This is a genomic window from Donghicola tyrosinivorans (genome assembly GCF_003003355.1).
Lineage (GTDB): Bacteria > Pseudomonadota > Alphaproteobacteria > Rhodobacterales > Rhodobacteraceae > Donghicola > Donghicola tyrosinivorans.
Map to the genome: position 1 here is coordinate 16,956 of NZ_PVTQ01000004.1, position 12,359 is coordinate 29,314.

Annotated in this window: 10 protein-coding genes; 7 read left to right on the plus strand and 3 right to left on the minus strand. The window is 60.4% G+C overall.

All coding sequences use genetic code 11. The features are described 5' to 3' along the window. Positions 1–90: 90 nt before the first annotated feature. Entirely contained in the window at positions 91–1,194 is a 1,104-nt protein-coding gene (locus CLV74_RS07075) for a hypothetical protein (RefSeq protein ID WP_106263540.1), read from the minus strand. Between the two features lie 589 nt (positions 1,195–1,783). Here CLV74_RS07075 and CLV74_RS07080 point away from each other — a divergent pair. Next, complete coding sequence (locus CLV74_RS07080; protein WP_106263541.1) at positions 1,784–2,965, plus strand: aromatic amino acid transaminase; 1,182 nt, start codon at positions 1,784–1,786, stop codon at positions 2,963–2,965. Between the two features lie 30 nt (positions 2,966–2,995). On the opposite strand, the gene CLV74_RS07085 is transcribed toward CLV74_RS07080, so the two are convergent. Together CLV74_RS07085 and CLV74_RS07090 are read right to left on the minus strand one after the other, a co-directional pair. Beyond that, a complete protein-coding gene (locus CLV74_RS07085) occupies positions 2,996–5,293 on the minus strand; it encodes a xanthine dehydrogenase family protein molybdopterin-binding subunit (protein ID WP_106263542.1) in 2,298 nt (765 codons plus the stop codon). Positions 5,294–5,399: 106 nt separating this feature from the next. Further along, positions 5,400–7,019 (minus strand): XylR N-terminal domain-containing protein, encoded by a 1,620-nt coding sequence (locus tag CLV74_RS07090; protein WP_106263543.1) that lies wholly within the window; start codon positions 7,017–7,019, stop codon positions 5,400–5,402. Between the two features lie 239 nt (positions 7,020–7,258). Here CLV74_RS07090 and CLV74_RS07095 point away from each other — a divergent pair, with 239 nt between their 5' ends. From CLV74_RS07095 to CLV74_RS07120, 6 genes are all read left to right on the plus strand, one after another. Then, positions 7,259–7,774: a 2,4'-dihydroxyacetophenone dioxygenase family protein gene (locus tag CLV74_RS07095; protein ID WP_106263544.1), complete on the plus strand. Its 516-nt coding sequence runs from the start codon at positions 7,259–7,261 to the stop codon at positions 7,772–7,774. Between the two features lie 26 nt (positions 7,775–7,800). Then, a complete protein-coding gene (locus CLV74_RS07100; protein ID WP_106263832.1) occupies positions 7,801–8,631 on the plus strand; it encodes an SDR family NAD(P)-dependent oxidoreductase in 831 nt (276 codons plus the stop codon). A 112-nt stretch (positions 8,632–8,743) separates the two neighbouring features. Beyond that, positions 8,744–10,036, plus strand: coding sequence for an ABC transporter substrate-binding protein (locus CLV74_RS07105; protein ID WP_106263545.1), 1,293 nt, complete (start codon positions 8,744–8,746; stop codon positions 10,034–10,036). A 6-nt stretch (positions 10,037–10,042) separates the two neighbouring features. Then, a complete protein-coding gene (locus tag CLV74_RS07110; RefSeq protein ID WP_106263546.1) occupies positions 10,043–10,771 on the plus strand; it encodes an ABC transporter ATP-binding protein in 729 nt (242 codons plus the stop codon). Then, on the plus strand, positions 10,768–11,487 hold the full coding sequence (locus tag CLV74_RS07115) for an ABC transporter ATP-binding protein (RefSeq protein ID WP_106263547.1): 720 nt from the start codon (positions 10,768–10,770) through the stop codon (positions 11,485–11,487). Before CLV74_RS07110 ends, CLV74_RS07115 begins: the two co-directional genes overlap by 4 nt. A 1-nt stretch (position 11,488) precedes the next feature. Further along, on the plus strand, positions 11,489–12,349 hold the full coding sequence (locus tag CLV74_RS07120; RefSeq protein WP_106263548.1) for a branched-chain amino acid ABC transporter permease: 861 nt from the start codon (positions 11,489–11,491) through the stop codon (positions 12,347–12,349). Positions 12,350–12,359: the final 10 nt, after the last annotated feature.

Below are 12,359 nucleotides of genomic sequence, written 5' to 3' on the forward strand. Positions count from 1 at the left end.
GACTGTGGTCTCCACCCGCTGACACTAGTTTTCACTACAAAATCGGCCAACTTATCCTTGGATAAGCCAATGTCCGATCAGGTGGCGTTCTTATTCCTGAACCAGGAAGATGTTGCCGCCTGTGCCGTACATGGCGACCTGAACGTCACGCCCCTGAGAGGTCTGGACCGCATTGAACATGTTGTCGCTGCCGGTTTGGGTCAGGGTGATGCCGCTGTTGCTGCCCGACTGGACCGAGATGACATCGTTGTTGTTGCCGTTCTGGGTCACAGTCATGTTGTTGCCGCCGTAGAGGCCTTCCTGCGTGATATTCACGTAGTTGCCGTCACCGTTCGAGGTCACAGTCAAGGTGCTGGCCGCTGCGGTGCCACCGTTCACGTCACCCTGATAGATGGCGTAGTTGTTGTCGCTGCCGTACTGGTACAGGTAGGCGTTGTTGCTGCTGTACTGCCGCACGGTCATTGCGTTGGCGCTGCCGGACTGCTGCGCTTCGACCAGCCCGTTCGAGCCGCCCTGCATGATGTCGGCCGCGTTGTCTGCGCCGCTCTGGTACAGGTCAACGACGTTGTAATCACCAAGCTGGTTGATGGTCGCGCCGTTGTTTGCGCCAGCCTGATCTACGTCCAGCTGGTTGCCAACTGCTTCGGCATAGGCGCCGCGGGTATAGGTCTGGTCAAAGCCGTATTGCGCATTGTAGCGGGCTTCGGCGTTGTAGTCGCGGCCATAGTAATAACCGCCGTAATAGTAGTTGTAGTAGCTATAACGGTACGAGTTGTACGCTTGGCGGCGGGTGGTTTCGGTGAACTGGGTGTCCGAACCTTGGCTAAAGTCCAGCGCGTTGCCGGTGCCGGTCTGGCTGGCGCGGACAACGTTGCCGTCACCGACCTGTTTCGCCGCGCTGTAGTCGGTCGGGTACGAGGTCGTGGTGGTCTGGTTCCAGTACACGTAGGTGTAATCGTTGTAGTAGTAATAGTTATAATAGTAGGGGTTGTAGTAGTTGCTGTAATACTGGGTGCCTTGACCATCGTAGCGGGTGCCGCTGGCGGGTGCTTTGTTGCCTACGCGGTTGCCGGTGCCGTCCAGCTCCAGAAACAGGGTGTTGGTGCCGCCTTGGCTCGAATAGGTTACGTCGTTTGCCAGCGCGGTGGTTGCCAGCAGGGCAAACGATGCGGACGCAATCATCAACTTTTTCATATTTTTGATCCTCAATAAACTGCGTCCAAAACCGCCGCGTTTGGGCGTAAGCCCACACTTTCGGCTATCAACGCCACACCTGTGTTTACACAAAACTGGCTTAATTCGTAAATGAAACTTAATATTTACGAAATTGCATGTATCCATTTGTGCAAATATTTTGCTGGTATTTTGGCGGCTTATGCGAAGAGTGTGACCTAAGGTCAGGCGACAACTTTTTGAGATTATTTACTATCTTACGATAGTTCCTTTTTTTCGCCTCAATTTCGCGTGGATTCCCGCTCTCGGAAGATAGTAAAGAAAAACTTTCACCAAGGGCGCGGCGAGCAGGGGTTTGGACCGATTTTTCAATATATATTCTTACAAATACGCCTCTGCATTCCGGCAATCTTGCTGAATTTTGGGGTGCGATTCGGGCGTTTTGTCTGCTTGGGGGGGGATGGATCTCGGGCGGCTGTGAGGCCCGTCCAAGGCCCCCCGTGGTGACAGTAAAAATCGCGATGCAGGCGGGGCTGGCCGCTTTTCTTCGGTTGACCATCATGATCACCGTCTGCCTTGATCGCCCTGATGCATTTGGCAAGGGCGAAGAATGTTTGAGAAGGTACAAGATTATCCTGTCGATCCGATCATGATCGGGGCGGACTATTTCGCGCAGGACCCTAGAGCGGACAAACTGAACCTGACCGTGGGGATTTATCAGGACGCTCAGGGGCGCACGCCGGTCCTTAAGGCCGTCAAGCTGGCCGAGCAGCGTCTGGTCGAGCAGCAAACCACCAAATCTTACCTCGCGCTGACCGGGGACGCCGACTATTGCGCGGTGCTGGGGCAGGCGATCATGGGCAACAGCTACGGCACCGATTGGGTGGCGGCGCAGACCTCGGGCGGGGCGGTGGCGCTGCGGGTCATGGCTGACCTCGTGGCGCAGATGCCGCAGCAGCCCACGGTCTGGCTGCAATCGCCGACCTATGGAAATTACGTTCCGATCCTGACGGCGGCGGGCGCGCGGTTCCAAGCGCTGCCTTACTATGATCCGATCCAGAGCAAGATCACCTTTGACCAGATGCTGGATGGATTGCAGGCGGCCAATGCGGGTGATGTGTTTTTGATGCAGGGCGTCTGTCACAACCCCACAGGCGCAGATATGTCGCCCGAGCAATTCGCGGCCCTGCTGGATGTGCTAGAGGCGCGGGGCATCGTGCCGTGGATCGATCTGGCCTATCTGGGTTTTGCCCAAAGCTTTGAGGCCGACTGCGCAATGGCTCGCCAGATCGCAGCGCGCTTTGACGAATGCATTGTCTGCATCACCCTGTCCAAGTCCTTCGGCATTTACCGCGACCGCGCGGGGGCGTTGTTCGTGAAGACTCGTGCACCGGACCAACAGCGCATCCGGCGGGCGGTGACGGCGATCGTGCGGTCTGGGGCCTCGCACGCGCCCGACCACGGGCCGTCGGTGGTTCGGACCATCCTGACGGATCCGGAACTGAAAACGCTCTGGCTGCGCGAGTTGGAGCAGATGCGCCTGCGTGTCGCCCAGATGCGGCAGACCGTCGTCAGGGTCGAGCAAGAGACCTACGGCACAGGGCAATTGGCCTATTTAGGCGGGCAGGTGGGGATGTTCTCGCTGCTGCCCCTGACCGAGGCGCAAGAGACCGCGCTGACCCGCGATCACGGTATCCATGTTGTGCAAGGTGGGCGGATCAACGTGGCGCGCCTTGGTGACGGGGATGTGCCGTGGCTGATCCGCGCGGTGCGGGATGTGACCTGCGCGTGATGCAAAGGGGCGGCTCAGGGCCGCCCTTTCCTATTCCGCCGCGATCGGGGCCTTGTTCAGCAGGGACCACACCTTCAGCGGTGTCAGCGGCATGTCCACGCGTTTGATGCCACGCTCCCAAAGAGCATCCTGAACAGCATTGGTTACAGCGGCCAAAGCGCCGACAGTGCCTGCCTCGCCACAGCCTTTCATACCCATCGGGTTGCCGGTCGAGGGAACGGGGCAAGAGGTAAACCCGACCCAAGGGCAATCGGCCGCGCGGGGCATGGCATAGTCCATAAAGCTGGCGGTCAGAAGTTGGCCGTCGCCGTCGTAGACGACCCGCTCGGTCAGGGCCTGACCGATGCCTTGCACCACACCCCCATGAACCTGACCTTCTGCCAGCAGCGGGTTGATCAGGTTGCCGAAGTCATCGACCACCGTGTAGCGATCCACGCGGGTTTCGCCGGTGTCGGGGTCAATTTCGACCTCGGCCACATGGGCGCCGTTGGGATAGCTGCGGGCGTCCAGTGTGGTGCGGGCCTCATGGACCATCAGATCATCCCGCCCGTCGCTGCGGGCCATCTCGGCCAGCTCCAACATGGTGGGCGCAAGATTTGAGCCGTCCTTGCGGAAGCGTTCATCATCAAACTGCACCTCCGCGGGGTCAAAGCCCTCTTTCTCGGCCCAATAGCCACCAAAGGCCTCGATCATCTTGGTGGCGGTGGCCAAGGTGGCGGTGTTCTGGGTGGTCACGGACCGAGAGCCCCCCGTGCCGCCGCCCGTGGCGATCAGGTCGCTGTCCCCTTGAACAACGGTAATCTTGTCAACGGGGATGCCGGTCTGATCGCTGAGGAACTGGGCGTAGACCGTTTCATGCCCTTGGCCGTTCGACTGGGTGCCCACATAGATGCTGGCGGTGCCATCGTCGTTAAAGACCACTTTGGCGCTTTCAGAGGGATCGCCTAGGATGCTTTCGATGTAATAGCACAGACCCATGCCGCGCAGCTTGCCCGCCGCGGCGCTGGCGGCTTTACGGGCGGCAAAGCCTTGCAGGTCTGCCTTTGTCGCGGCGTTCTCCAGCACCATGTGGAAATCGCCCACGTCATAGGTCTCGCCCGTGGCCGAGCGGTAGGGGAAGGCATCTTGGGCGATAAAGTTGATGCGCCGCAGCTCCCATGGATCAACCCCAAGCTCGCGGGCGGCGCGGTCCATACAGCGTTCCAGCAGATAGATTGCCTCGGGGCGGCCTGCGCCGCGATAGGCATCTACTTGGGCGGTGTTGGTGTAATACCCCTCGACGTGCAGCCAGACGGTTTGCACATCATAGGTGCCAGTCAGAACCTTGGCGAAAAGGGCGGCCTGAATCATCTGCCCGTTTTCTGAATTATAGGCCCCTAGGTTGCAGCGGCTGCGCACGCGGTAAGCGGTCAGCTTGTTGTTCTCGTCAAAGGCCAGATCCGCGACCGAGACCAGATCGCGACCCCCGTTGTCCGACAGCATGGACTCTGTCCGCTCGGCCATCCAGCGGACGGGGCGGCCCAAGGCGCGGGCGGCCTGCGCGACGGCGAAATATTCGGGATAGCCCATCGCCTTCATGCCAAAGCCGCCGCCCACATCAGGGTTGGTGACGCGGATCTGGTCCGGCTCTAGACTCATGGCTTTGGACAGGTCCTTCTTCATCGCCCACACCCCTTGGCCGTTAAAGGCAAAGTGCATGCGCTGGCCGTCCCATTCGGCAAAGCAGCCGCGCGGCTCTAGAGAGTTGACGATGATGCGGTTGTCATCGACCTCTAGGGAGACGACCTTGGCGGCGCTGTTGATGGCGGCCTCGGTCGCCGTCTCATCGCCCATTGCCCAATCAAAGGCGCGGTTGTCGGGGGCTTCGACATGGATCAGCGGTCCGCCTGGCGCATAGTCCAGAGAACTGGGCAATTCGTCATAGTCCAGCGCGATCAACTCGGCCGCATCACGAGCTTGTTGGAGCGTGTCGGCGACGATGATCGCCACCGGCTCGCCCACAAAGCGCAGGCGATCCTTGGCCAGCATGGGGCGCATGGGCGCGGCTGCACGGCTGCCGTCGCGGTTCTTTGCGACCATGCCGCGCATGGCGATGTTCATGCCCGCTGCCTCCAGATCGGCGGCAGTTAGGACACAATGCACCCCCTCGGCGCTGGCGGCATCCGACACATCAAGGCCGGTGATCACCCCGTGGGCCACGGGGCTACGCAGGAAGGCGGCACGCAAAGCCCCATCTGGGGCGATGTCATCCACATAGCGCCCTTCGCCAGTCAGAAAACGCAGGTCCTCGCGCCGTGTGACCGATTGGCTTTTGCCGAATTTTTCCATCCGAAGGCTTCCCGTTTGCAGTCCTGTTTCAGAGGGCAGAGTAGTGGTGCTATGGCGTCTGTCCAGCCCCCCCTTGGGACACAGGGCGCAAGGTGAGGCTTGCGGATCAGACGTTGCTGTCCTTGCCACCTTGCTTGAGCCGGTAGTCCAGCTTTGCTCGGCTCAGACCCAGAAGTCGCGCCGCGGCCGAGATGTTGCCCGCCGCGTGGGTCAGGGCTTGGGCTTCCTCCTGGCTCACCAGCCGGTCAATCCCAAGGCCCCCTTCAAAGTAGGGCAGTAGGGTTTGCCATAGGCTGTCTATATCATCCGCGGTGACGCGTTCCGGCTCTGCGCCCGTGGCGGCGCTGCGGGCAAAAGTAATGTCGCCCGCGTCAATCACGGGCGGGCTCGCCGCGCAGATGGCGGCACGCATCAATGTGGCGCGTAGCTCAGGCAGGTTGTCGGGCCAATTGCCCATGCCTAGTACGTCCAAAGCGGCAGGCGTCAGGTGATAGACTTGGTCCTCTTCGGTGGGGCGCATCCTTGCCAGATGGGCCTGCGCCAGATCGGCTAAATCCGCCTTCCGCGCGGCCAGTGGGGGCATGGCAACGGGCAGCACCGACAGGGCATAAAGCAGCTCTGCCCGTAGTGGTCCCGCCCGATGCAGGTCGCGCAGGCCATTGGTGGATAGGCCGATCACTTGTAGGTTCGTGGGGCCGGTGCCAAAGGTCTTGATCATCTCGATCAACGTCAGTTGCAGATCGTCGGGCAGGGCGTCGACGCCTTCGATGATCAGCGTGTGTCCCGTGGTCCCAGTGGCCGAGATCGCCTTGCGCACGTCCTCTAGCAGATCCGGCAAGCGGTCCGAGGTTGCATGGGCGCGGTGGATTTTGCCAGGGGCGAACCGCGCCGCGTGAAGCCATCCGGCGGCGATCCGGCAGCCCGAGCCTTCGGGGCCTGTGATCAGTGCATTCAGGCGGGCGCGGGCGATTTTCTCCAGATCGGAGCGGACCGGCGCAACCACCAGTTCTTCGAGAGTGCGGGTTTGGATCGTGTCCTGTTGCCGTTCGCTGGCCTTGCGCCGTGCGGGGCTTTCGGCGCGGGTGGATAGAACCTCGTCCAGAAACATCCGGACAAAGGGGTCATTTTCACCCCAGCCGTCCACGGTTTTCCCCACTACGCGGCAGGATTTGTCGCCCATGGCCGCGCAGCTGACCTCTTTGTACAGTACCAGCTTGCGGAAAAAGACGCTGGCGTACCCCGCCGCGTATCCGGTCTGTGCCCAACAAACGGGGGCAAACGCCCGCCCGTGGCGGCGGGAATATTCGGTCGCTTCGACCGATTGGTGCCACAGGAAATCCCCGGAAAACCGGTCGTTCTTGAAATCGAAGTCGTTGTGCAGGGTCTCGACCCGCACGGTGCCGGTCATCATGTGCAGCCGCGTGCCTGCGGTGAACGCATCGCCCACATCCAGATTGGGCCATTCCTGCCGGATGAATTCTGCATCCTCGCGGCCGTTCCGGTACCCCAGCCGCATCATCAGAACCATGGCCTCGTGATCGCCAAAACGGCGGACCAGTTCGTCTTGCAGATCCGCGCCAAAGGTCGCCCGCGCCAGAACCATCCGCGCGCCGTTCAGTTCGATCGCCCCTTTGGCGGGACTAAACTTTAGCGTGTCCATCAGGTCCGCCAGAGTGGGGCGGCCCCCACGGTGGAGCAGGCGTTCTTCGTCATCAGGTGTTTTCATGGGGCCAGATTGCGCATTTCATGAAATCATTTCACCAAATAAAGAAGCCGCACCGCAGCGAGCATGCCTGATTTTAAAGGTTTCCCGTGTAGTCAGGAAAAAATTTGGCCCTGATATTGACCGACAATCTGGCGATTTTCACCTTTGCCGCACAGCAGCGACGATTTTTTATTTTGACGCAAATACGGCCCTCCCGATCTGCTGAATGTGCCCTTGATTAAGGGGGTTAGGGAGGAAAAATGACTGAACAGCGACTGATCACCAAGCTGCCGCCAGAGCCTCATGAGGCGATGATTCACCGCTTTGGCAAGGAAGGCGCCTTCATTCCGGGCGACGACAAGAACAACCCTTGGGTGCCCTTCGGCGAGCACGCAGCGATCAAGCATCTGGCCTTTGACATCCGCCAGAACTCGGCCGCGAATATCCTGTGGGTCAAGGGGGGTGGCCGCATCGGAACGCACCGCCATCGGGGCGTTGTCTCGGCCGTGACCTTAGAGGGGTCGTGGGGGTACTACGAATACGATTGGGTCGCCCGTCCCGGTGACTTTGTCTATGAGCTGCCCGGCACCGCCCATACGCTTTATTCGGACGATCCGAACGGCATGAAGGCCCTGTTCTGGCTGAACGGCGCGATTGAATTCTTTGACGATGAGGCGAACTACGAATTCACCGCCGACGTCTTCTGGTTCATCGACCATTACGTCAGCTACTGCGAGGCGAACAACATCCCCGTCAACAAAGACATGTTCATGTGAGGCCCATGGTTCAGGGAGACAAACGCATGTCGTTGGAGACGATGTTCAATGTGACTGGCAAATCAGTCGTGGTCACCGGTGCCGCCTATGGTCTGGGCCGCGCCTACGCCGAGATCATGGCGCAGCAGGGCGCGCAGGTAACCCTGATCGACGTGAATGCGGACCAGTTGGCCAAGACCGTGGCCGAGATCACGGACCGTTTTGGCAAGGTGCATGGCATCGTCTGTGACGTGACGGATCGCGCAGGCATGGACGCCGCCTTTGACGAGATCGCGGCCCATCAGGGCGGGATCGATGTGGTCTTTGCCAATGCGGGTGTGGACGCCGGACCGGGGTTTCTGACCCCCGAAGGCCGCCGCAATCCTGAAGGCGAGATCGACAATCTGGACGACGCCCATTGGGACAAGGTGATCGGGGTAAACCTGACCTCGATCTATTACACCATGAAGCTGGGCGCGCGGCATATGAAGCGGCAGGGGCGGGGGGGCTCGATCATCGCGACCTCGTCGATTGCGGCCTTTTACGCCGATGGCATCGTGGGTACGCCCTACATGCCTGCCAAGGCCGGTGTCAGCCATCTGGTGCGGCAACTGGCGATGGAACTGGGACGCTACAAAATCCGCGTCAACGCCATCTGTCCCGGGCCGTTCATCACCAACATCGCCGGAGGCCGCATGGCCAATGTCGAGGATCGGCAAGCCTTTATCCGCTGGTCCTGTCTGGGCCGTGTGGCCGAAACGGACGAGATCAAACCCATGGCGCTGTATCTGGCCTCTGGTGCGTCGGACTACGTGACGGGCTCGCAACTGGTGATCGACGGGGGTCTGATCCTGCGCCCCGCGCAGGAAGTGGACTGAGATTTCAAGGAATGGTTCGGGGCGGCAGTGTCGCCCCTCGGGTTGGCGCATCTGCCAAACGGGCAAGGAGGAAGCCCGAAGATGCGCTTGTTTTAACGGGAGGAAATTGGAAATGACTTTAACGATCAATCCGCTGAATATGGACCGCCGTAGCCTGCTGAAGGGTTTGGGCGCGGTCACTGCGGCCACCATTGCCCTGCCGCGCGGCGTGCGGGCGGCGGCAAAGACCATCAAGGTCGGGGTGATCAGCCCCATGACCGGCCCTCTGTCCCTGTTCGGTGACACGGATGACTACACCGCCAACAAGATCATGGATCTGGTCAAAGACGGGATCGAAATCGGCGGCGAGACCTACAACATCGAAATCCTGCTGCGGGACGCGCAATCCAACCCCAACAAGGCGGCGGAAATCGCGGGCGATCTGATTTTGAATGACGAGGTGCGCATCATGCTGCCTGCCTCGACCACGGACATCAACAACCCGACCGCAGATCAGTGCGAACTGTATGGCGTGCCCTGCATCTCGTCGAACTCGCCCTGGCAGGCGTTTGTGATGCCGCGCGGCGGTGCGGATCAGCCCTTTGAATGGACCTACCATTTCTTCTGGGGGCTGGAGGATGTGCTCGGCACTTTCACAGGCATGTGGAAATCCATCGAGACCAACGGCAAGGTCGGAATGCTGTTCCCTCGTAACGCCGATGGCGAAACATGGGGTAACAACGATTACGGTCTGCCCCCCGCCGTGCGCGATGCGGGCTTTGAGGCCTTTGCCCCTTCGATGTTTGAGCCGCGCACCAACGATTTCTCGGCCCAGATCGCAGAGTTCAAGAACAACAACTGCGAGATCGTCGGCGGTATCACCTATGTTGCGGACCTCAAGACCTTCATCACCCAGTGCAACCAGCAGAACTATCACCCCAAAGTGGTGACCGTGGCCGCTGCGCTGCTGTTCCCCTCGGGGATCGAGGCGATGGGCGATCTGGGTGAAGGCATGTCCTCTGAGGTGTGGTGGACCCCTGCGTTCCCCTACAAATCTTCGCTGACCGGTCAGACCAGTCGCGATCTGGCAGACATCTGGGAAGCCGAGACCGGAAAGCAGTGGACCCAGCCGCTAGGGTATGCCCACGCCCTGTGGGAGGTGGTTCTGGACACCCTCAAGCGGTCGGAGAACCCGCTGGACCGCATGGCCAATCGCGATGCGCTGAAGGCCACCAATCTGGACACTATCGTCGGAAACATCCGCTTCGGGGATGGCCCGCACGCCAATATCTGCAAGACGCCGATCTTCGGCGGCCAGTGGGTGAAGGGTGAAAAATGGCCCTTCGATCTGAAGATCGTGGACAGCAGTCTGAACCCCGACGTGCTGTCGCCCGAAATCCAGATGACTCCGATCAGCTGGAGCTAAGGCCCTATGCCCGATCGTAAAATCCTTGTCGCCGAAGGGCTGACCAAGCGTTTCGGCGCCGTGACCGTGGTGGACGATGTCAGCTTTTCGGTGGCGGCAGGCGAAGTGCTGGGAATTCTTGGCCCGAACGGGGCAGGGAAGACCACGCTGTTCAACTTGATCAGCGGCGATCTGGCCGCCAACGGAGGAGAGCTGTCTTTGGACGGCTCTCGCCTCTCGGCCGAGCCGCCCTACCGGCGGTGCCAACGGGGGATCGGGCGCACCTATCAGGTGCCCCAACCCTTTGGCGCGATGACGGCCTTTGAAAACCTTTTGGTCCCTGCGATGATGAGCGCCCATCTGCGCGAAACTGAGGCCTATGATCACTGTGCGCAGGTGTTGCGGGATTGTGGTCTGTGGGACCATGCCAATACCCCGGCCGGTAGCCTGACGCTGCTGAACCGTAAGCGGCTGGAACTGGCGCGGGCTTTGGCGGGAAAACCGAAACTACTGCTACTGGATGAAATCGCGGGCGGTCTCACAGATGCCGAAGGGGCGGAACTGGTGGCCCTGATCCGCCGTGTTCGTGACCAAGGCGTCACCATCATCTGGATCGAACATGTGCTGCACGCCCTGATGGCCGTGGCAGACCGCATTCTGGTGCTGAACTTTGGTGCGAAGATTGCCGAAGGGGCCCCCGACGAGGTGATGCAAAATCCCGAAGTCCAGCGCGTTTACATGGGAATCGAGGCATGACGACGCCAATCCTTTCCACACATGCCCTGACGGGCGGCTACGGGGATTTTCAGGCACTCTTCGGGATAGACCTGCATCTGGACAAGGGTGAGGTGATCTCTTTGATCGGCGCGAATGGTGCTGGGAAATCCACCTTTCTGAAATCCATCTTCGGCCTTCTGCCCGTTGCCCCCGATATGGTCCGGTTCGAAGGCACACCTGTGGGCGGCACGCCAGCACACCAGATGGTCCGCAAGGGCATCTCGATGGTGCCAGAAGGGCGGCGCCTGTTCACCGGTATGACCGTTGAGGAAAATATGCGCGTGGCGATCGACAACGCCCGCATGTCCGAGGCCGAAGGTCCGTGGTCCCGTGATCGTCTTTTCCAGCTTTTCCCGATCCTGAAGGAAAAGCGCCGCCAGCCGATCGAGAACCTGTCCGGCGGGCAGCAGCAGATGGTTGCGATTTCCCGCGCTTTGCTGTGCCAGCCCAAGGTGCTTCTGTGCGATGAGATCAGCCTTGGCCTTGCGCCCAAGGTCATCCGCGAAATCTACGCCGTGCTGCCAGAGATCAGCGCGGCAGGGACATCCATCGTGTTGGTCGAGCAGGACGTGAGTCTGGCCCGCGAAGCCTCGCACCGGCTTTACTGCATGCTGGAAGGGCGGATCACCCTGGCCGGCGCATCCCATGACATCTCGCGCGAGGCAATCGCCGCGGCCTATTTCGGAGCAGCGTGACATGCAGTGGCTTGATGCAATTATCCAAGGGGTCCTGCTGGGTGGGATGTACGCACAGTACGCCCTAGGCATGGCGCTGATGTTTGGTGTCATGCGGATCGTGAACATCGCCCATGGGGATGTGATGATCCTGCTGTCGTTGACGGTGATTACGCTGGCGGGCGTACTGCCCCTCGGCAATATCGGTCTGATTGTGGTGATCGTCCCGATAGCGGTGCTCTTGGGGTGGGTCCTGCAAAAATTCATCCTGAACAAGGTGGTGGGGGCTGATCCACTGCCATCCCTGATCGCAACATTCGGTTTGTCGATTGCCCTGCAAAACCTGATGCTAGAGGTCTGGTCTGCTGACACCCGCAGCCTGCCAAATTCCGGCATTGCCAGCGCCAGTTTTGAACTGGGCGGCATCTATATGGGGGTGCTGCCGGTCTTGGTGCTGATCTGCGCTATCGTTCTGACTTTCGGGCTGGATATGGTGCTGCGCACATCGCGGTTCGGGCGGGGTCTGCGGGCAGCCGCAGCCGATACCGAGGCTGCCGCAATGACCGGCGTTGATCCCAAACGCATCTACGCCATCGCCACCGCCATTGCCGTGGGCATTCTGGGGCTGGCGGCTGTATTTGCGGCGCTGCGGGCCACGGTGTCTCCGTCTGACGGTTCTGCCCAACTGATTTACGCGTTCGAGGCAGTGATCATCGGCGGGATGGGCTCGCTCTGGGGGGCATTCCTTGGCGCGATGGTGCTGGGTGTGGCGCAGGCCATCGGTCTGCGGATCGATCCCGGTTTGGGCATTCTCTTTGGTCACCTTGTCTTCCTTGCGGTGCTGGCAACGCGCCCCGAGGGCATCATGGCACGCAAGAAATAAGGGCTTTGCA

Bases quoted from the DNA above. Each gene is read 5' to 3' on its own strand.
- CLV74_RS07075 (WP_106263540.1), bottom strand. From the start codon at position 1,194: ATGAAAAAGTTGATGATTGCGTCCGCATCGTTTGCCCTGCTGGCAACC.
- CLV74_RS07080 (WP_106263541.1), top strand. From the start codon at position 1,784: ATGTTTGAGAAGGTACAAGATTATCCTGTCGATCCGATCATGATCGGG.
- CLV74_RS07085 (WP_106263542.1), bottom strand. From the start codon at position 5,293: ATGGAAAAATTCGGCAAAAGCCAATCGGTCACACGGCGCGAGGACCTG.
- CLV74_RS07090 (WP_106263543.1), bottom strand. From the start codon at position 7,019: ATGAAAACACCTGATGACGAAGAACGCCTGCTCCACCGTGGGGGCCGC.
- CLV74_RS07095 (WP_106263544.1), top strand. From the start codon at position 7,259: ATGACTGAACAGCGACTGATCACCAAGCTGCCGCCAGAGCCTCATGAG.
- CLV74_RS07100 (WP_106263832.1), top strand. From the start codon at position 7,801: ATGTCGTTGGAGACGATGTTCAATGTGACTGGCAAATCAGTCGTGGTC.
- CLV74_RS07105 (WP_106263545.1), top strand. From the start codon at position 8,744: ATGACTTTAACGATCAATCCGCTGAATATGGACCGCCGTAGCCTGCTG.
- CLV74_RS07110 (WP_106263546.1), top strand. From the start codon at position 10,043: ATGCCCGATCGTAAAATCCTTGTCGCCGAAGGGCTGACCAAGCGTTTC.
- CLV74_RS07115 (WP_106263547.1), top strand. From the start codon at position 10,768: ATGACGACGCCAATCCTTTCCACACATGCCCTGACGGGCGGCTACGGG.
- CLV74_RS07120 (WP_106263548.1), top strand. From the start codon at position 11,489: ATGCAGTGGCTTGATGCAATTATCCAAGGGGTCCTGCTGGGTGGGATG.